Below are 19063 nucleotides of genomic sequence, written 5' to 3'. Positions count from 1 at the left end.
GGCGATGATGTGCCCCGATGTCCTTGCCCAAAGGTTCGAGGCGCGGAGCCGCAACTGCGCGACGCCGGTGGATTGGCATGACCGTCCGCCCGGGCGTGCGAAAGAGTGAAGGCGGATCAAGACGTGGCACCTCAGAACCAGACGAAGACGATTTCCGCCGATACGAGCAACCCGTTTCGAACCATCGTCAACCTGTGGCCCTACATGTGGCCTTCAGATCGGGCTGATCTGAAGCTTCGAGTCGTCTGGGCGACGATCATCCTGGTGATTGCCAAGGTCGTCCTCATCCTCGTTCCTTATTTCTTCAAGTGGGCGACGGATGCGCTGAACAACAAGCCGGATGCACTGGGCTTCCTGCCGCAGTTCCTGGGCGGCGCAGTCATGCTGGTGCTTGCCTATAACCTCGCGCGTTTGCTGCAGGCGGGGCTCAACCAGTTGCGCGACGCGCTGTTTGCCAGCGTCGGGCAGCATGCGGTCCGGCAACTCGCCTACAAGACCTTCGTGCATATGCACCAGTTGTCGCTGCGCTTTCATCTCGAGCGACGCACCGGCGGCCTGTCGCGCGTGATCGAGCGCGGCACCAAGGGCATCGAGACCATCGTTCGCTTCACCATTCTGAACAGTGTACCGACGCTGATCGAATTTTTGCTGACCGCCGTGATCTTCTGGTGGGGCTACGGTTTCAGCTACCTGCTGGTCACGGCCATCACCGTCTGGCTCTATATCTGGTTTACGGTCAAGGCGAGCGACTGGCGCATCGCCATCCGCCGCTCCATGAACGACAGCGACACCGACGCCAACACCAAGGCGATCGACTCGCTCTTGAACTTCGAGACCGTCAAGTATTTCGGCAACGAAGAAATGGAAGCCAAGCGCTTCGACAGATCCATGGAGCGCTATGAGAAGGCGGCGACCCAGGTCTGGACCTCGCTCGGCTGGCTCAACTTCGGCCAGGCGATGATCTTTGGCGCTGGCACGGCAGTCATGATGGTCATGTCCGCGCTCGCGGTGCAGCGCGGCGAGCAGACGCTCGGGGACTTCGTCTTCATCAACGCCATGCTGATCCAGCTGGCCATTCCGCTCAATTTCATCGGCTTCGTCTATCGCGAAATCCGCCAGGGGCTGACCGACATCGAACACATGTTCGATCTGCTCGACGTCGAAGCCGAAGTGGTCGACCGCCCGGATGCGCGGCAGCTCGCCATTGCAAACGGCGCCATCGCCTTCAAGGACGTGCACTTTGCCTATGATGCAGCGCGACCGATCCTGAAAGGCATCAGCTTCGAGGTGCCTGCCGGCAAGACCGTTGCCGTCGTCGGCCCGTCGGGGGCCGGCAAGTCGACGCTGTCGCGGCTTCTTTATCGCTTCTACGACGTGCAACAGGGCACGATCACTATCGACGGGCAGGACGTGCGCGGTGTGACACAGAAGAGCCTGCGCGCCGTGATCGGCATGGTGCCGCAGGACACCGTGCTGTTCAACGATACCATCGCCTACAACATCCGCTACGGACGCGTTTCGGCAACCGAGGAGGAGGTTGTCGCTGCGGCTGAGGCGGCACAGATCGCGACCTTCATCCAGTCGCTTCCCGAAGGGTTTCAGGCAATGGTCGGCGAGCGCGGCCTCAAGCTTTCGGGCGGCGAGAAGCAGCGTGTCGCCATCGCCCGTACGATCCTGAAGGCACCGCCGATCCTCATCCTCGATGAGGCAACTTCCGCGCTCGACACGCGCACGGAACAGGAAATCCAGTCGGCGCTCGACGTGGTTTCCCGCAACCGCACGACACTGGTTATCGCCCACCGGCTTTCGACGGTCATCAATGCCGATGAGATCATCGTGCTCAAGGATGGCGTCATCGCCGAGCGCGGCACGCACGGGGAACTGATCGATCGCGACGGACTTTATGCTTCCATGTGGAGCCGCCAGCGCGAGGCGACCCAGGCGGAAGAACAATTGAAGCGTGTGCGCGAGAGCGACGACCTCGGTATCGTCACGCGTGGCGAGCCGGCCCTATGACGGCCATGTCTTGTCGCTGATCGCGACGCGTTTTGTCGCTGTCGGGCGGGCAGCGTTGCCGCGGGCGGCATTTCGCGCTAGGTCACGTTCCACAGCAAATTTGGAGTAGAGTTCATGAGCTTGGTCAATACGGTGCGCAACACGCTGGTCCCGGTGCACAAGGAAGGCTATCGCTTCATCGCGATCTTCTTCGTCGCGTCGCTGGTGCTGGGCTTGCTGTGGGAGCCGCTGATGTGGATCGGCTTCCTGCTCACCGCCTGGTGCGCCTATTTCTTCCGTGACCCCGAGCGCATGACGCCGATCGACGACGATCTGGTGATCAGCCCGGCCGATGGCCGCGTTTCGTCGATTGCCATGGTGACGCCGCCGGAAGAGCTGGGTCTTGGTTCCGAACCGATGCTGCGCATCTCGGTCTTCATGAACGTCTTCAACTGCCACGTGAACCGTGCGCCGATGACCGGCACCATCAGCCGCATCGCCTACCGCGCCGGCAAGTTCGTCAACGCCGAACTCGACAAGGCCAGCCACGAGAACGAACGCAACGGCCTCGTCATCCAGACGAAGCATGGTGAAATCGGCGTCGTACAGATCGCCGGTCTGGTTGCCCGCCGCATCATCTGCTGGAAGTATGAAAACGGCTCGCTCGACGCCGGTGAGCGTTTCGGCCTCATCCGGTTCGGCTCGCGCCTCGACGTTTTCCTGCCTGATGGTGTCGAGCCCCGCGTCAGCCTCGGCCAGACCGCGATTGCCGGTGAAACCGTGCTTGCCGAATTCGGCTCGGCCAAGGGCCCGGTCATCAGCCGTCGCGCATAAGGAGCCCCTATGGAAGGTCCTCAACAGGAAAACCCAGCCGAACCGCCGAAAGTCGCGGGCGAGGCGAACGGTTCAAGCGATACCGGTCGCGGCCCTCGACTGCGCGAGATACCGCTGCGCCTGATGATCCCGAACATGATCACCGTGCTGGCGATCTGCGCAGGTCTCTCCGGCATTCGGCTCGCCTTCGAAAACCGCATCGAGCTCGCCGTTGCCATGGTGTTGCTTGCGGCCTTTCTCGACGGTATCGACGGTCGCGTCGCGCGCCTGCTGAAGGCGACGTCGAACTTCGGCGGCCAGATGGACTCCCTCGCCGATATCATCAACTTCGGCGTGGCGCCGGCGCTCGTTCTCTACGTCTTCATCCTGGATCAGGCCCGCTCGATCGGCTGGATTGCGGCGTTGATCTACGCGATCGCCTGCGGCCTGCGATTGGCCCGCTTCAACGTCATGGCCGAGCGCCAGTCCAAGGCAGCGTGGCAGTCGGAGTATTTCGTCGGCGTGCCTGCGCCGGCGGGTGCCATGCTGGTGCTGCTGCCGGTCTATCTCGGCCTGCTGGGCTTGGCACCTGAGCGCACCTTCGCGCTGATCGCATCGGGCTACACCGTGCTGATTGCCTTCCTGCTGGTCAGCCGTCTGCCGGTCTGGTCGGGCAAGTCGGAAAACAGCCGCGTTCGCCGCGATCTCGTCCTGCCGGTCATTCTCGTCGTCGTCTTTTATGTCGCGACGCTGATGACCTACACCTGGGAGACAATGGCGGTGACGGCGCTTGGCTACCTGATCACGCTGCCGTTCGGCGCGCGCTCGTGGCAGCGCAAGTATGGCGGCGACTGGCCCGCCCATCCCGCCCATGGCGGCGACGGCCTGCCGGGCGACAAGGTCGACTGAAGCATGTCGCAAAAGTGCGCGGCGGTTTTGCGATAACAACATGCGCAAAACGAGAGCTTAAAGCGCGGTAAGCGAATCCTACAGCGCCGCGCATCTTATTAGACGCGCGGCGCTGTAGCGCTTTGAATTGCTGCACATGCAGTAGAGATCGCGGCGCGCATTAACGCTGAATGTCAGCGCAAAATAAAAAGGCCACCGTGGAAACACGGTGGCCTTTTTGATCTCGGCTTTGTGGTGACGTCACTCCGGCAGGCGGTAGTCGACGATCTTCTTTTCGCGAACGATGTAAAGCTTGCCGGTCTCGGTCTGGTCCGGGCCGACCAGTGGCAGAAGCTCCGCCGCGACCTCGGAGGGGTGCGGCACGGTCTCCGGATCTTCACCGGGCATCGCCTGGGCGCGCATCGCGGTGCGGGTTGCGCCCGGATCGACGCTGAGGATGCGCAGCGGTAGTCGCTGTGTCTCTCCGGCCCATGTGCGGGCGAGCGCTTCGACGGCGGCCTTGGAGGCAGAGTAGGGGCCCCAGAACGGCTTGCACTTGTGGGCAGCGCTAGAGGAGAGAATGAGCGCACGTCCGGCATCGGACTTGATGAGCAACGGCTCGAGCGTGCGGATCAGGCGCCAGGTGGCATTGACGTTGATGTTCATCACCTTCTCGAACACCTTGGCCTCGACATGGCCGATCGGCGAGATGGTGCCGAGCACGCCGGCATTGGCGACCATGATGTCGAGTTTGCCCCAGCGCTCGTTGATCGCGCCGCCGAGCTTGTCGATCGCAGCCATGTCGGCGAGATCGAACGGAACGAGCGTTGCCGAGCCGCCGACCGCCTTGATCGCGTCATCCAGCTCTTCGAGGCCACCGACGGTGCGGGCGCAGGCGACGACGTGGGCGCCAGCCTTGGCGAGTTCGAGGGCCGTGAAATAGCCGATACCGCGCGATGCGCCGGTGACGACGGCGACCCGGTCTTTCAAATTGATCGTCATTTTATTGTCTGATTATCCGTTGCTGGCGAGAACCGAGAGTTTGCGGACATTGCTGGCGCCTTCCTGGTCGAGAAGGCGGGTCGGATAGTCCCCGGTGAAATAGTGATCGGTGAACTGCGGCGACTTGAGATCGCGCTTGATGCCGCCCACAGCCTCGTAGAGGCCGTCGATCGACAGGAACTCGAGCGAGTCCGCGCCAATGAAGCGGCACATGGACGCAAGGTCGGCATGCTGGTTGGCGAGCAGCTTGTCGCGGTCCGGCGTGTCGATGCCGTAGAAGTCCGGATGGAAGATCATCGGGCTGGCAACACGCACATGCACTTCGCGTGCACCGGCATCGCGGATCATCTGCACGATCTTGACCGAGGTGGTGCCGCGAACGATCGAATCGTCGACGAGCACGACGCGCTTGCCCTCGATCATCGCGCGGTTCGCCGAGTGCTTCAGCTTGACGCCGAAGGCGCGGATCTGCTGCGTCGGCTCGATGAAGGTCCGGCCGACATAATGGTTGCGGATGATGCCGAGCTCGAAGGGAATGCCGCTCTGCTGTGCGTAGCCGATTGCGGCGGGCGTACCGCCATCGGGAACCGGGACGACGACATCGGCCTCGACAGGGGCTTCCTTGGCCAGGTTCTGGCCCATGTTCTTGCGCGCCACATAGACGTTGCGGCCGCCGACGACCGAATCCGGACGGGCGAAATAGACGTATTCGAACAGGCAGAGCCGCTCCGGTTGCGGAGCCAGCGGCTTGCGCGAATCGATCGAGATCGAGCCGTCGGGCTGGATCTCGCAGATGATGATTTCGCCATTCTCCACGTCGCGCACGAACTTGGCGCCGATGATGTCGAGTGCGCAGGTTTCCGAGCAGAAGATCGGCTTGCCGTCGAGGTCGCCCATGACGAGCGGGCGGATGCCGTGCGGGTCGCGGGCGGCGATCAGCTTGGTGCGTGTCAGCGCCAGCATCGAGTAGCCGCCCTCGACCTGCGCGATCGCATCGGCGAAGCGGTCGGTGGTCGAAGCGTGCTTGGAGCGGGCGATGAGGTGGAGGACAACTTCGGTGTCGGAGGTCGACTGACAGATGGCGCCGTCCGAGATGATCTGGCGGCGCAGCGTCAGGCCGTTGGTGAAGTTGCCGTTATGGGCAATCGCGATGCCGCCTTCATGCAGCTCGGCAAAGAGCGGCTGGACGTTGCGCAGCGCCACTTCGCCTGTCGTCGAGTAGCGCGTGTGGCCGATGGACATGAAGCCCGGGAGCTTCGCGAGCGTTGCGGGATCGGTGTAGTGATCGCCGACGAGACCCATGCGCTTTTCGGTGCAGAACTGCTTGCCGTCGAAGGTGACGATACCGGCGGCCTCCTGGCCGCGATGCTGGAGCGCATGCAGGCCGAGCGCCGTCAGCGCCGCCGCATCCGGGTGCCCCAGGATGCCGAAGACGCCGCACTCTTCGTGCAGGGTATCGCCATCGAGTTCGTCATGGATTTCCGTGGATCTCAGATCGGTCATCACAGTCGCCTTTGCTCCGTGCCGGTGCGCATATCGTGATCAGGCCCGCCGTCTTCAAGCGATCTTAGCTGAAAACGGACACAAGCGTTATTCCCAAAAGGACAAAGCCCGCGCAGCGGGCTTTGTCGGCAGTTCTTCCATGTCTCAGCCGTTGGTGGCCGGGGCGTCGTCAACGGGCGCCTGGTCGGGCGAACCCGACGGTGCCTGTCCGGGCGTGCCGGCCGGGGTCTCGCCTTCGCCTTCGCCGGTCGTGTCCTTGCCGCGCAGGCGGTCGAGGATGGTGGCGTCGGCTTCCTCGGGCAGAAGCGCGATCAGCTTGTTGCCGAGATTGTCGAGAAGCGGCTTGGACTTCGCCTGCGTGACCCAACCCGGCTGCTGCTGCGGAGCGACCAGCCAGTTGAAGAACAGCATGGCGACGACCACGAGCAGGATGCCGCGCGCGGCGCCGAAGAGAAAGCCCAGCGTGCGGTCGAGCGCGCCGATGCGGCTGTCGATGATGAAATCGGCGACGCGCATGGTGATGAAGGAAATGATGATCAGCGCAACCAGGAAGATCACTGCCGCCGAGCCGATCAGCGCGACCGTGTCGCTGCTGGTATACTGCTTGGCATAGGGCAGGAGGTGCGGGTAGAGGAAGTAGGCCGCCGCCGCCGCGCCAACCCAGCTGGCAACCGACAGGACTTCGCGTGAGAAGCCTCGGACCATTGCCAGGATTGCTGAAAACAGCGCGACGCCGAGAACGATACCGTCGAGAATTGTAATGGGCATTTTGTCCTTACTCCGAACCCGGTTCGTCCGGGTCTCCTCAAGCCTATCCGCCGTCGGCCCTGCCTGATGTTCAGGGCATTGTTATGAGCCTGCTCAGAAGGCGTCCCGTGGAGCCGCTTGCAGCACCCGCACCTTCAATCTGCATCCTCTGCCGGTCTCAAGGCGTTTCGCGATCCCGCGATGCGCGCCACCAGATCCGGCAGGCTTTCCAACTCGCTCCACCGGCCATTGCCGTTCTTCGGCAATTCGGTCGAGGCAGCTGGCAGAACAGCCTGCGAGAAACCGAGCTTCTCGGCTTCCTTGAGGCGTTGAGCGGTATGCGCAACCGGCCGGATGGCGCCCGACAAGCTGACTTCGCCGAAATAGACGCAATCAGCCGGAAGGGCAAGCCCGGCAAGCGACGAAACCAGTGCGGAAGCCACAGCCAAGTCGGCGGCAGGCTCGGAAATTCGGTAGCCGCCGGCGATGTTGAGGTAGACGTCGTGCTGCCCGAGCCGCACGCCGCAATGGGCTTCAAGCACCGCAAGGATCATCGAGAGGCGGGCGGAGTCCCAGCCGACGATGGCACGGCGCGGCGTGCCGAGCGAGGTCGGCGCCACCAGCGCCTGCACCTCAACCAGGATCGGCCGTGTTCCCTCCATGCCGGCAAAGACGGCGGCCCCCGGCGATTTTTCGTTGCGCTCGCCGAGGAACAGTTCCGATGGATTGGCGACCTCGCGCAGACCCTTGTCCGACATCTCGAAGACGCCGATCTCGTCCGTCGGCCCGAAGCGGTTCTTCACTGTTCTCAAGATGCGGTAGTGATGGCCGCGGTCGCCTTCGAAATAGAGCACGGCATCGACCATGTGCTCGACCACGCGGGGACCGGCGATCTGGCCTTCCTTGGTGACGTGGCCGACGAGCACGACGGCGGTTCCCGTCTGCTTAGCAAAGCGGATCATCGCCTGCACGCCGGTCCGCACCTGGGTCACCGTGCCGGGCGCCGAATCGACGATGTCGCTCCAGAGTGTCTGGATCGAGTCGATGATGACGAGATCGGGGCGCTTGCCCTCGGCAAGCGTCGCGAGAATGTCCTCGACGTTGGTTTCAGCTGCCAGCAGCACGTCGCTGTCGGCAGCACCCAGCCGTTGGGCGCGAAGGCGCACCTGGGCCACGGCCTCTTCACCCGAGACATAGATGACACGGTGTTTCTGGCGCGCAAGGGCCGCTGCCGCCTGCATCAGCACTGTCGATTTACCGATGCCGGGATCGCCGCCGATGAGGAGGGCAGAGCCGCGAACGAAGCCGCCGCCGGTGGCGCGGTCGAGCTCGGATATCCCGGTCTGGATGCGCGGGGCGTCCTCGATTTCACCCGATAGCGTGGTGAGCGCAACCGGGCGCCCCTTCTTCGGCGCGCGGGACGGGCCGCCGCCGATGCCGGCTGTCGGGTCGTCCTCGATGATCGTGTTCCATTCGCCGCAGCCCTCGCACTTACCGGCCCAGCGGGTATGGATGGTGCCGCAGTTCTGGCAGACGAATTGTGTGCGGGCTTTCGCCATCGGCAACGACTTTCACAGTGCGGAGACTTTCGACGTGCCGTCTGTGGCGGCACTGCCGGTGATCGGAGAATCACTTTTGCCTTCACATAATGCCGCGAAACGCGGAACAAAAGGTGATTTTCGACGACGGACTGTAAAGTATCGGTGCGAAAGCCGGCTCAGACCGCGCCGATATAGTGGCGGTCGTAGCGATGGCCGAGGCTGGTCAGCATCTCATAGCCGATCGTGCCGCCGGCGCGCGCCACGTCGTCCAGTGCGACATGCCGGCCGAACAGCTCGATATAGTCGCCGGCGCGCACCGCGTTTTCCGGCAGGTCGGTGACGTCGAAGAGGCTGAGGTCCATCGTCACCCGGCCGACATGCGGCACCTTCTCGCCGTGCAGAAAGCCGAAGGCGCCCGAAGGCGTCGCCTGGCGCAAGGTCACGCCACCGCCCGAGACGGAGCGGTGATAGCCATCGGCATAACCGACGGCGACGGTGGCGATGCGGCTGTCGCGGTTGAAGCGGGCAGACGCTCCGTAGCTTGCGTGCCCGCCGGCGGCGACGTTGCGTACCTGAATGATGCGGGCTTCTGCCGTCACGACCGGCTTCATCGGATTGGCGACGTCATTGACCGCTTCGCCGCCATAGACGGCGATGCCCGGGCGCGTCAGGTTGAAATGGTAGTCGTCGCCCAGGAACACGCCGCCGGAGTTTGCCAGGCTGGCATCAACGCCTTCGAATGCAGCAGAGGCTTCGCGGAAGCGTTGCAACTGATAACTATTGAGCGGGTTGCCCGGATCGTCGGCGCAGGCGAGGTGGCTCATGATCAGGACCGGCGAGAAGCTCGCCGGGCGGGCCGGATCGTTGGCAAGAGCGACGGCTTCTTCGACCGACAGCCCCAGGCGGTTCATGCCGGTATCGACATGCAACACGCAAGGGTGGTCGCCGCGCTCGGACAGCGCCGCCATGAAAACGGCAAGCTGCTCCTCCGAGTTGATCACCGGCACGAGATCATTGTCGAAGAACAGCACCTCATTGCCGGGCCACATGCCGGCCAGAATGTAGATCCGGCCTTCCGGCACCAGCGGCCGCAGGTCAGCACCTTCTTCCGCATTGGCGACGAAGAAATCGCGGGCACCGGCGGCGTAAAGCGCTGGCGCCGCCTCGTCGATGCCGAGGCCGTAGGCATCCGCCTTCAGCACCGCAGCGGCACGGGCCTTGCCCGAGCGGGCATTCATCGAGCGCCAGTTGTCTGCCAATGCGTTGAGGTCGATCGTGAGCCGGTTGGAGGCGGAGAGGAATTCTGGACTGAGCATGCCTGGCACTCTGCGTGGACGATGAAGGACCAATACAGCCAACCACGCTTGCCCGCAAATGCCGTCCTGTCGGATGGCGGCATTCGGTTGGGCGGCGAGGGCGAAGAGCACTTTTATGCAAGACGCTGGTCGTGGCGGACGTTAGGATCGCCACATGCACACGATTTCGCAGGAACAGGCCATCGATGTCATGCCGCTGGAAGGCGCGGAGCGGACCCGATTCTGGCGGGACCTCCGGTTCGATGGCATGGAATGCCTGACCGCGACTTTCATTACGCACGAATTTGCGCCGCACGCGCACGACACCTTCAGCATCGGCGCGATCGAGGCCGGCTCGCAGATCAGCAAGATCAGGGGCGAACGATCGCAAGCGGGGCCCGGCGACTTCTATCTCATCAATCCAGACGAGATCCATGACGGTCACCCAGGTGGTAGCGGTTACCGCTATCGCATGGTCTATCCGAGTACCGAATTGCTGGTGAACATTCTGGAAGATGTCACCGGGCGGCCGTTCAAGGGAACGCCGTCCTTTTCCAAGCGCATGCTGTGCGATCCGGATCTGGCCCACTCCTTCTATCACGCCCACAAGGCGCTGGAGCACGCGACTGGCGCGCTCGAAGCCGAGGAACGCATGTTCGGCGTGCTCGCCACCATGTTCGAGCGGCACGGCAGCACGATCATCGTGCCGGTCGAAACGAAGGAGCAGTCCGCGGTCCAGCGGGCGCGCGACTATCTGACCGAGAACTACGCGCAGGATATCGGCCTGGAGGAGCTGGCCAAGGTCGCGGGCCTCAGCCGGGCGCATCTGATCCGCGCCTTCCGGCGCCAGTTTCACATCACACCGCATGCCTTCCTGACTGACAAGCGCGTGCGGGCGGCAAAGACACTGCTGCGGCACGGCTGGTCGGCGGTCGATACCGCCTATCAGTGCGGGTTTGCCGATCAGGCGCATTTCAGCCGACACTTCAAGGCTCGAACCGGCGTCACGCCCGGCGCCTTCCGCGCCGGTTGATCACTTTCGTTCAATACGCCCCGCTCGGGCCGGTTTAGGTGTGCTCCGTTCGTTATCGATCGGGAGGCATGAACATTGAGCGACACGGGATTCGGTCCAGACTTTCGAGCCGGAGCCATGGCGATGGCGCCGCTCATCGTGGCGGTCATGCCGATTGGGCTCGTCTTCGGCGCAGTTGCCGCCGGCAAGGGGCTTTCGGGCGCGGAGGTGACATTGATGAGCGCGCTGGTTTTTGCCGGCGGCTCGCAATTCGTGGCCATGGACATCTGGACGCATCCGGCCTCTTGGGCGGCACTCGCTTTCTCCGCCTTGCTGGTCAATGTCAGGCACGTGCTGATGAGCGCGTCGCTCGGCGCCAAGCTCCAGGGGTTCTCAGGCCCGACGAAATACGCCTCGATGCTGCTGCTTGCCGACGAGATATGGGCAATGGCGGAGATGCGCGCGAAAGAGGGCAGGCTGACGCCCGCCTGGTTCGCGGGAATCGCCGTGCCGTTCTACTTCGTCTGGGTGACGACAAGCCTTGCCGGCGCGTTGCTGGGGGCCTTCCTTGGCGATCCGAAGGTGACGGGGCTCGACTTCGCCTTTCCCGCGGTTTTCATCGTGCTGGTGATGGGTTTCTGGAAAGGCCGTGAGACCGGGGTTGTGCTTGCCGCAAGCGCCGCTGCCGCGGTGCTGACGCATCAGTTTCTGCCGGGTGTCTGGTACATCGCCGCTGGTGCTGCTGCCGGGGTTGCGGTCGCGCTTCTTGCCGGCCGTAGCCAGGAGGTGCACGCATGACCGTCGATCCGAACACGCTTCTGGCCATCGTCGCCATGGCAATCGCAACCATTGCCACCCGCATCGGCGGCCTGGTGCTCATTCGGTTTGTGACGATCGGAGAAACGCAGAAGCGGGCCCTGGAGGCGATCCCGCCGGCCGTGTTGATGGCGGTGATCGCGCCGACGGCGCTGGTCACCGGGCCGGCGGAAACGATCGCTACGGTGGTAACGGCACTCGTCGCCATGCGGTTGCCGTTGCTCGCCGCTGTCGCGGCCGGCGTCGTGACCGTGGCGATCTTCAGAATGTTGCTGGGGGCGTAAAGACGCCCCCCGACTTTCTCAGTGTTCTTCGTATTGGGTGAAGGACGGATCGGCCAGATCGGTAAAGCGGGTGAATTCCGACTGGAAGGCGAGCTTGACGGTGCCGGTCGGTCCGTGACGCTGCTTGGCGATGATCACGTCGGCCGTGCCCTTCACCTGTTCCATCTTCATCTTCCACTCGTCGTACTTCGGATCGAATTCGTCGCGAGGCTCGAGGTTCTTCACGTAGTATTCCTCACGGAACACGAAGAGCACGACGTCGGCGTCCTGCTCGATCGAGCCCGATTCGCGAAGGTCGGAGAGCTGGGGGCGCTTGTCTTCGCGGCTTTCCACCTGACGGGAGAGCTGCGACAGCGCGATGATCGGCACGTTCAGCTCCTTGCCGAGTGCCTTCAGGCCGGTGGTGATCTGGGTGATTTCCTGCACGCGGTTGTCGCTCGATTTGCCCGAGCCGGTCATCAGCTGAATATAGTCGACGACCAGGCAATCGAGGCCGCGCTGGCGCTTGAGGCGGCGCGCACGGGCGGAGAGCTGGGCGATCGAGATACCACCGGTCTGGTCGATGAACAGCGGAACTTTCTGCATCATCTGCGAGCAGGCGACGAGCTTTTCGAAGTCGGCTTCGGAGATGTCGCCGCGGCGGATCTTCGAGGAGGAGACTTCGGTCTGCTCGGAGATGATACGCGTTGCCAGCTGTTCGGACGACATTTCGAGCGAGTAGAAGCCGACGACGCCGCCGTTCTTGGCCTTGAACGAACCGTCCGCCTGAACCTCCGGGTCGTAGGCGGCGGCAATGTTGTAGGCGATGTTGGTGGCAAGCGAGGTCTTGCCCATGCCGGGACGTCCCGCAAGTACGATCAAGTCCGAGCGCTGCAGGCCGCCCATGCGGGCGTCGAGCGACAGGATGCCCGTCGAAATACCCGACAGGCTGCCGTCGCGCTCGAACGCCGCGCCGGCCATGTCGATGGCAAGCGCGACCGCATCGTTGAAGGACTGGAAACCGCCGTCGTAGCGGCCGGTTTCGGCGAGCTCGAACAGGCGCCGTTCCGCGTCCTCGATCTGGCCCTGCGGCGGCATGTCGAGCGGTGCGTCAAAGGCGATATTGACCATGTCCTCGCCGATGGTGATCAGCGAACGGCGCAGCGCCAAATCGTAGATTGCGCGGCCGTAGTCTTCGGCGTTGATGATCGAGACGGCGCCGGCGGCAAGGCGGGCAAGATACTGCGCGACCGTCAGGTCGCCGACCTTTTCGTCGGCCTTGAGGAAGGTCTTGATCGTCACCGGGTTGGCGGTCTTGCCCATGCGGATGATGTCGCCGGCAACCTCGTAGATGCGGCGATGCAGGGGTTCGAACAGGTGGACCGGCTTCAGGAAGTCCGAGACGCGATAGAACGCATCATTGTTGACGAGGATCGCGCCGAGCAGCGCCTGTTCGGCTTCAAGGTTGTTCGGCGCCTCGCGGTAATGCTGGTCCGATTGGTCCTTGCCGATAGGGGCGAGCTTTCGCGCTGCGTCGTTCATGGTCGTTCGTCTCTGCCTCTTCTGGTGTGCACCCGGTTTGCTGTCTGCGTCTCTGCGGGTCAAGTGCAGCAGTGCCACAGTCGCAGACCATGTGGCGCGGCCCATCGCATTTGCCCGTTGTTCGACTGATCCACAGGCCGACATCACGAAAGTGCAAAAAATAAAGTCCGCATGAAGAACGACGTTGACGCCGCGAATCGCTGCAATCGGCGACTGCGCCAATTCTAGCGCCGTTTGCCCCCTCTCAAAACGCCGTCTTGAAAATTGCCTTGGGATGGATTAGATAGGAGCAGAATAATTAGCATGCTACTAATATGGAAAAGGTACTATGTATCAGCCCATCGTCAATCGCGAACTGTTCGACGCCTTGTCGATGGTCAATCGTAAGCTGCGGGCTGTCTTCGATGCCAGGGTGAAGGAGCGTGGCCTGACCCTGGCTCGGGCGAGGGCGCTGTTTGCGCTAACCAAGAAGGATGGCTTGAACCAGCGCGAACTGGCCGACGAACTGGATATCGAGACGCCGACGATCGTGCGCCTGCTGGACGGAATGGAAAAGCAGGGTTTCATCGAGCGCAGGGTCGAGGTGTCGGATCGCAGGGCCAAGCAGATCCACATGACCGAACTTGGGCGCACCATCGCCGACGAGATCCTGAAGCTTGCCGACGAGATCCGGGCAGAAGTGCTGCAGGGCGTCGGTGAAGACGAGGTCGCGGCGGTGCTGAAGGTCGTGCGCACCATCGCCGATAACGTTCAATCGCTGGCGAAGGAATGACATCGATGAGTGCCGCCGCAAGGCCCGCAGCAAACGACAACAGGACAGCCCTTGGCGACGACGAGGCGGAGGCGCCCTCTGGCGAGCCAGCACAACAGCAAGTCACGGCCACCGCAACGATGCCCGTGCCACGGCCGATGAGCGTTGCCAGGTCCGCGACCTACGTCGTCTGCTCGGCGCTACTGTTCCTCACCCAGGGCCTCGGCATGAATCTGGCGCTCGCCAATCTTACCCAGCTGCAGGGATCACTTTCCGCCACCTCGATCGAGGCCGCCTGGCTTTCGGCAGCCTACATGGCGCCGAATGTCTCTCTCTCGATCGCGCTCGTCAAAATCCGGGCGCAATACGGACTGCGCCGGTTCGCAGAAATCGGCATTGTCGGCTTTGTTATCGTTTCGCTGATGAACGTCTTTGTTTCCGATCTGCAGTCGGCGATCGTCGTTCGCTTCATCAGTGGCATCGCGGCGGCCCCCATGTCGACGCTCGGTTTCCTCTACATGCTGGAGGCCTTCCTGCCGGCGCGCAAGCTGACGGTCGGTCTTGCCCTGGCGCTGACCTGCACGACCATTTCGGCACCGATCACCCGGCTGATCTCGCCGAAGCTGATCGAATACGGCCAATGGCATGGGCTCTATACGCTCGAGATGGCCCTGGCGCTGATGGCGCTGCCGATCATCTACCTGCTGCCGCTGACGCCGGTGCCGCACGCCAAAGTGATCCAGCGCACCGATATTCTGAGCTACCTGCTGGTGGCTGTCGGCTTCGGCTGTATCGCCATCGTGCTGACCATGGGGCGGCTCTACTGGTGGTTCGAAGCGCCGTGGCTGGGTGTGCTCCTGGCTGTGGCGATCGTGGCGCTGACCAGCGTGGTGCTGATCGAACTCAATCGTGAACTGCCGTTGATCGACGTTCGCTGGCTCGCCTCCAGGGAGATCCTGCATTTTACCGCGGTGCTGCTGGTCTTTCGCCTTGTCGCCTCGGAGCAGTCGGCGATCGCGGCAAACTTCTATCAGCTGCTCGGATTGCAGTTCGAGCAGGTCGCGACGCTTTATTGGGTCATTCTCGGCGCATCGATCGCCGGCGGCCTTTTGTGCGCCGCACTAATGAATCCTGACCACGCCGAGTTCGTGCATGTTCTGGCGCTGAGCCTGCTGGCTGGCGGTGCCTATATCGACAGCCAGGCGACCAATCTGACACGACCCGAGCAGATGTATATCAGCCAGGCCATGATCGCCGCCGGAACCGCTCTGTTCCTGCCGCCGGCCATGGCCAGCGGCTTCAAGGCGGCGCTGATGAAGGGGCCGAGCTACATTCTCAGCTTCATCGTCATCTTCCTGTTCACCCAAAGCATCGGTGGCCTGATCGGCACCGCGACCTTCGGAAGCTTCGTCACCCTGCGGGAGAAGTTCCATTCCAATGTGCTGGCCGAGCAGATCGTGATGTCGAACCCGCTCATCGCCCAGCGCCTCAGCCAGCTGGCCGCAAGCTATGGCCGGGTGATCGGCGACAGGACCTTGCTGAACGGCGAGGGCGTGGCGTTGTTGGGGCAGCAGGTTACCCGCGAGGCCAACATTCTCGCCTACAACGATGCCTTTCTGCTGGCGTCCGGCATTGCCCTTTGCGCGTTGGCCGGTCTGCTGGTGCATATCCTTTACAAGCGGATCGCGGCGCGCCTTGCGCCTCCCGCACCCGCCTTCTCTTCTTGACGAACAGAGTTGACGACCATGCTGAAATCCTTGCGCTCACCCACCACGATCATCGTCTTGCTCGCCGGCCTCTCGGGCCTCGCCCTGGTTCTCTATGCCTGGCGACTGCCGCCGTTCCCCAGTTCCGTCGAGATGACGGAGAACGCCTATGTCAGGGGTTACCTGACGGTCATGAGCCCGCAACTGTCAGGTTATGTCGCCGAGGTGCCGGTGCACGACTACGAGGAGGTCAAGGCCGGGCAATTGCTCGTCAGGATCGACGACCGGATCTACGCCCAGAAACTGGCCCAGTCAGAGGCGACACTTGCCGCCCAGAAGGCATCGCATGCCAATTCGCGTCAGCAGGAACTGTCGGCCAAGGCCGGTATTGCTGCCAGCGCAGCACAGCTGGACAGCGCGAAGGCTGCGTTCAACAGAGCGAGCGCATCTTGGGACCGAATCCGGCCGTTGGCGGAGAAGGGCATCTCGACACGCAGCGAAGCCGATCAATCGCGCGCAGCGTTCGAACAGGCACAGGCCGCCGTCAACCAGGCCGAAGCGGGGCTGGAGGTTTCGCGCCAAGCACTGGCCACCACGCTTGGCGCCCGTGCCGGTCTGCAGGCTGCCGTTGCCGGCGCCGAGGCCGCCGTCGAACTGGCCCGGATCGATCTGGAAAACACCCGGATCGTCGCTCCCCGTGACGGAAAGCTCGGCGAGATCGGTGCGCGCCTCGGCCAATATGTCACCGCCGGCTCGCAATTGCTCGCCGTCGTGCCGCATGATGTTTGGGTGCTTGCGAATTTCAAGGAAACGCAGCTCGACGGCATGAAGGCCGGCCAGCCGGTGACCATTTCGGTCGATGCGCTGCAAAGGAACACGCTGACCGGGCACATCGAGCGCTTTGCGCCTGCCGCCGGCTCCGAGTTCAGCATCATCCGCCCGGACAACGCCACCGGCAATTTTACCAAGGTCGCCCAGCGCGTGGGCGTCCGGATCGCCGTCGATCCCGGCCAGCCGCTTGCCGATCTCTTGTCGCCCGGCCTGTCGGTCGTCGTACGTGTGGACAAGGATGCAGCACCTGTGGCCGAGCTTGCCCACAGCTGAAGTCAAGCCGACAGCAAAGAAAAAGCCCGGGTCCAAGGATCCGGGCTTTCGCATTCAGAATGGCCTGTAAGGCTTATTCTTCTTCGCCTTCGAATTCGGCTTCCGGGTTGAAGAAGTCTTCCGGCTTCAGGGCATCTTCGTCAACGCCGTAGATGGCGTCGGCCGAGGTCAGGCTTTCGCCCTTTGACTGGCGCTCAGCTTCTTCAGCCGAACGGGCAACGTTGACTTCAACCGCGATTTCGACTTCCGAATGCAGGTGCAGCGTGACGTTGTGCAGGCCGATCGACTTGATCGGGTGGTTCAGGTCGACCTGGTTGCGGCCGATGTTGAAGCCTTCTGCAGCCAGCACTTCGATGACGTCGCGAGCGGCAACCGAACCGTAGAGCTGGCCGGTTTCGCCAGCGGAACGGACGATGATGAAGGACTTGCCGTCGAGGTTCTCGGCAACCTTCTGGGCTTCCGACTTGCGCTCGAGGTTACGGGCTTCGAGCGTCGAACGCTCGGATTCGAAACGGGCCTTGTTAGCAGCGTTGGCGCGCAGTGCCTTGCCGAGTGGCAGCAGGTAGTTGCGTGCGAAGCCGTCGCGAACCTTTACGGTTTCGCCCATCTGGCCGAGCTTTGCGATACGTTCGAGAAGAATGACTTGCATGTTCGTTTCCTTTCAGAGTTCAGTTTTCGTTGGTCAGTTTTTTTCCACCGGGGTGACTGCGATGGTGCGTCGCGTATCGGTCAGGCCCGTGAGGAGGAAGAAGATTGCCGGGATCGTGAACACGAGCACCGACAGGTATGCGATCCACAGCACGGGAAGCCGCCAGGACTTGCCGCGCGTGCGGAAATGGAAGGATGCGAAGCCGGCGAGCAGGAAGCCTGCACCGAAGGTTCCGCAGACCAGCGCGCCGATCGTGGCAGGCGCGCCACCCAAGAAGGTCAGGACAAGGCCGCCGAGAAAGATGAAGATCGCATTGCGGTGCATGCGCAGCGTCGACGGAATGTCTTCGCGGGGGCGCAGCGACCGGCCCGACATCTGCACGATGCGGGTGGCGACATAATAGGCGGAAAACAGCATCACCACCCAGACGGCGCCCTGGATGAGCGGCAGCGCCAGCGTGAAGATCGACTTGATCTGGGAGATCGCCGCAGCATCGGGGTTGTAGAGCGGTTCCTGCGCCTTCACCGCCTGAATGACGATGTCGACCATACGGTCGGACACATCAGAATCATATCCGACGATGAAGCCGACGATGATCATGCCCGCGGTCACCAGGCCGGCGAGGTGGCTGAGAATGTCGGAAAGCGGGTACCAGGCAAGCGCGCCATCAGGTCCGCCGAGCTCAGTGGCCGGGCGCGCCAGATTGGCGAGATGGCTGAGCCAGCCGGCCGGAATGAGCGTCACGACGAGAATCAGCAGCGCGAAATAGGGCGAGACCAGAGCGGCGGCAGTAGCGCCGGCGCTGACGATGGCCGTGATGGCGGCCGCATTGCCCCAGCCAAGACCGGCAATGAGAATGGGAAGCGCCGAAGCGGCATAAAGAACGATCGCAAGCGACGACTGCGTATTCGCGCCCATCGACAGAAGGGCAGCGGTAAAGCCGGCGAGAACGCCGGTCAGCAGCGATGTCTTGTTCAACTTGTTCACGTTCGCTGTCCTGCTTCGTGCAGTTAGGGGATGGCCAAAGGCTCAACCCCAACATGGGATTTCCGAGTGTTTCCACACGGGTTCCGATCCGCGCCCAACGCGGAAGGGAGAGGGCAAGGCGATCACCCAAGGGGAGCGCCTTGCCCTAGAGTCGGTTTCCGTTGAGTCAGGCGACCAACGGAACGTCAGCCGTTCTTACGAAACGACGTAGGGCAGCAGGCCGAGGAAGCGGGCGCGCTTGATCGCCTGGGCGAGTTCGCGCTGCTTCTTCTGGGAAACGGCCGTGATGCGGGAAGGAACGATCTTGCCGCGCTCGGAAATGTAGCGCTGCAGAAGACGGATGTCCTTGTAGTCGATCCGCGGAGCGTTTGCGCCCGAGAAGGGGCAGGTCTTGCGGCGACGGTGGAACGGGCGGCGAACCGGAGCGGAAGAAACTTCAGCCATTGTCT

18 protein-coding genes are annotated in these 19063 nt (G+C 62.9%); 9 read left to right on the top strand and 9 right to left on the bottom strand.

The window, feature by feature from the left end; translation table 11 throughout:
- Positions 1–123 precede the first annotated feature (123 nt).
- The 3 genes from IB264_RS05490 to pssA all read left to right on the top strand — a co-directional run bounded on the left by IB264_RS05490 (position 124) and on the right by pssA (position 3717).
- Entirely contained in the window at positions 124–2016 is a 1893-nt protein-coding gene (locus tag IB264_RS05490) for an ABC transporter ATP-binding protein/permease (protein WP_025426431.1), read from the top strand.
- Positions 2017–2130: 114 nt separating this feature from the next.
- Positions 2131–2829: a phosphatidylserine decarboxylase gene (locus IB264_RS05485; protein ID WP_025426432.1), complete on the top strand. Its 699-nt coding sequence runs from the start codon at positions 2131–2133 to the stop codon at positions 2827–2829.
- A gap of 9 nt (positions 2830–2838) precedes the next feature.
- A complete protein-coding gene (gene pssA, locus IB264_RS05480) occupies positions 2839–3717 on the top strand; it encodes a CDP-diacylglycerol--serine O-phosphatidyltransferase (protein ID WP_025426433.1) in 879 nt (292 codons plus the stop codon).
- A 240-nt stretch (positions 3718–3957) separates the two neighbouring features.
- Here the strand turns inward: pssA and IB264_RS05475 are convergent, their stop codons facing one another.
- The 5 genes from IB264_RS05475 to alr form a co-directional block, all read right to left on the bottom strand.
- Positions 3958–4698 (bottom strand): SDR family NAD(P)-dependent oxidoreductase, encoded by a 741-nt coding sequence (locus tag IB264_RS05475; protein ID WP_025426434.1) that lies wholly within the window; start codon positions 4696–4698, stop codon positions 3958–3960.
- A 12-nt stretch (positions 4699–4710) separates the two neighbouring features.
- The gene (gene purF / locus IB264_RS05470) at positions 4711–6201 is read right to left on the bottom strand and encodes an amidophosphoribosyltransferase (RefSeq protein WP_025426435.1); all 1491 of its coding nucleotides are present in this window, start codon (positions 6199–6201) and stop codon (positions 4711–4713) included.
- 144 nt (positions 6202–6345) lie between these two features.
- Positions 6346–6969, bottom strand: coding sequence for a CvpA family protein (locus tag IB264_RS05465; protein WP_025426436.1), 624 nt, complete (start codon positions 6967–6969; stop codon positions 6346–6348).
- 134 nt (positions 6970–7103) lie between these two features.
- Positions 7104–8507: a DNA repair protein RadA gene (gene radA, locus IB264_RS05460; protein WP_025426437.1), complete on the bottom strand. Its 1404-nt coding sequence runs from the start codon at positions 8505–8507 to the stop codon at positions 7104–7106.
- Between the two features lie 158 nt (positions 8508–8665).
- A complete protein-coding gene (gene alr / locus IB264_RS05455) occupies positions 8666–9805 on the bottom strand; it encodes an alanine racemase (RefSeq protein ID WP_025426438.1) in 1140 nt (379 codons plus the stop codon).
- 154 nt (positions 9806–9959) lie between these two features.
- On the opposite strand from alr, the gene IB264_RS05450 reads away from it, so the two are divergent.
- The 3 genes from IB264_RS05450 (at position 9960) to IB264_RS05440 (ending at position 11896) form a co-directional block, all read left to right on the top strand.
- A complete protein-coding gene (locus tag IB264_RS05450) occupies positions 9960–10817 on the top strand; it encodes an AraC family transcriptional regulator (RefSeq protein WP_025426439.1) in 858 nt (285 codons plus the stop codon).
- A 123-nt stretch (positions 10818–10940) separates the two neighbouring features.
- Positions 10941–11594 (top strand): AzlC family ABC transporter permease, encoded by a 654-nt coding sequence (locus tag IB264_RS05445; protein ID WP_051509157.1) that lies wholly within the window; start codon positions 10941–10943, stop codon positions 11592–11594.
- Complete coding sequence (locus IB264_RS05440; RefSeq protein WP_025426441.1) at positions 11591–11896, top strand: AzlD family protein; 306 nt, start codon at positions 11591–11593, stop codon at positions 11894–11896. The genes IB264_RS05445 and IB264_RS05440 overlap by 4 nt, the downstream gene beginning before the upstream one ends.
- A gap of 18 nt (positions 11897–11914) precedes the next feature.
- Here IB264_RS05440 and IB264_RS05435 read toward each other — a convergent pair whose 3' ends face one another.
- The gene (locus tag IB264_RS05435; RefSeq protein WP_025426442.1) at positions 11915–13417 is read right to left on the bottom strand and encodes a replicative DNA helicase; all 1503 of its coding nucleotides are present in this window, start codon (positions 13415–13417) and stop codon (positions 11915–11917) included.
- Between the two features lie 328 nt (positions 13418–13745).
- Here IB264_RS05435 and IB264_RS05430 point away from each other — a divergent pair, with 328 nt between their 5' ends.
- The 3 genes from IB264_RS05430 to IB264_RS05420 all read left to right on the top strand — a co-directional run bounded on the left by IB264_RS05430 (position 13746) and on the right by IB264_RS05420 (position 16978).
- Positions 13746–14189: a MarR family winged helix-turn-helix transcriptional regulator gene (locus IB264_RS05430; protein WP_025426443.1), complete on the top strand. Its 444-nt coding sequence runs from the start codon at positions 13746–13748 to the stop codon at positions 14187–14189.
- Positions 14190–14308: 119 nt separating this feature from the next.
- Positions 14309–15895, top strand: a complete 1587-nt coding sequence (locus IB264_RS05425; RefSeq protein ID WP_038576834.1) for an MFS transporter — start codon at positions 14309–14311, stop codon at positions 15893–15895.
- 18 nt (positions 15896–15913) lie between these two features.
- A complete protein-coding gene (locus IB264_RS05420; protein ID WP_025426445.1) occupies positions 15914–16978 on the top strand; it encodes an HlyD family secretion protein in 1065 nt (354 codons plus the stop codon).
- A gap of 73 nt (positions 16979–17051) precedes the next feature.
- Here IB264_RS05420 and rplI read toward each other — a convergent pair whose 3' ends face one another.
- The 3 genes from rplI to rpsR form a co-directional block, all read right to left on the bottom strand.
- Positions 17052–17627, bottom strand: a complete 576-nt coding sequence (rplI, locus tag IB264_RS05415) for a 50S ribosomal protein L9 (RefSeq protein WP_025426446.1) — start codon at positions 17625–17627, stop codon at positions 17052–17054.
- A gap of 33 nt (positions 17628–17660) precedes the next feature.
- Positions 17661–18545: a DUF2232 domain-containing protein gene (locus IB264_RS05410; RefSeq protein ID WP_225906189.1), complete on the bottom strand. Its 885-nt coding sequence runs from the start codon at positions 18543–18545 to the stop codon at positions 17661–17663.
- A gap of 264 nt (positions 18546–18809) precedes the next feature.
- A complete protein-coding gene (gene rpsR / locus IB264_RS05405) occupies positions 18810–19058 on the bottom strand; it encodes a 30S ribosomal protein S18 (RefSeq protein WP_025426448.1) in 249 nt (82 codons plus the stop codon).
- Between the last annotated feature and the right edge of the window lie 5 nt (positions 19059–19063).

This window comes from Ensifer sp. ENS11 (genome assembly GCF_014851895.1).
GTDB lineage: Bacteria > Pseudomonadota > Alphaproteobacteria > Rhizobiales > Rhizobiaceae > Ensifer > Ensifer canadensis.
Note: the sequence above shows the minus strand (reverse complement) of the source record. Positions and strands in the feature narration are given on the sequence as shown.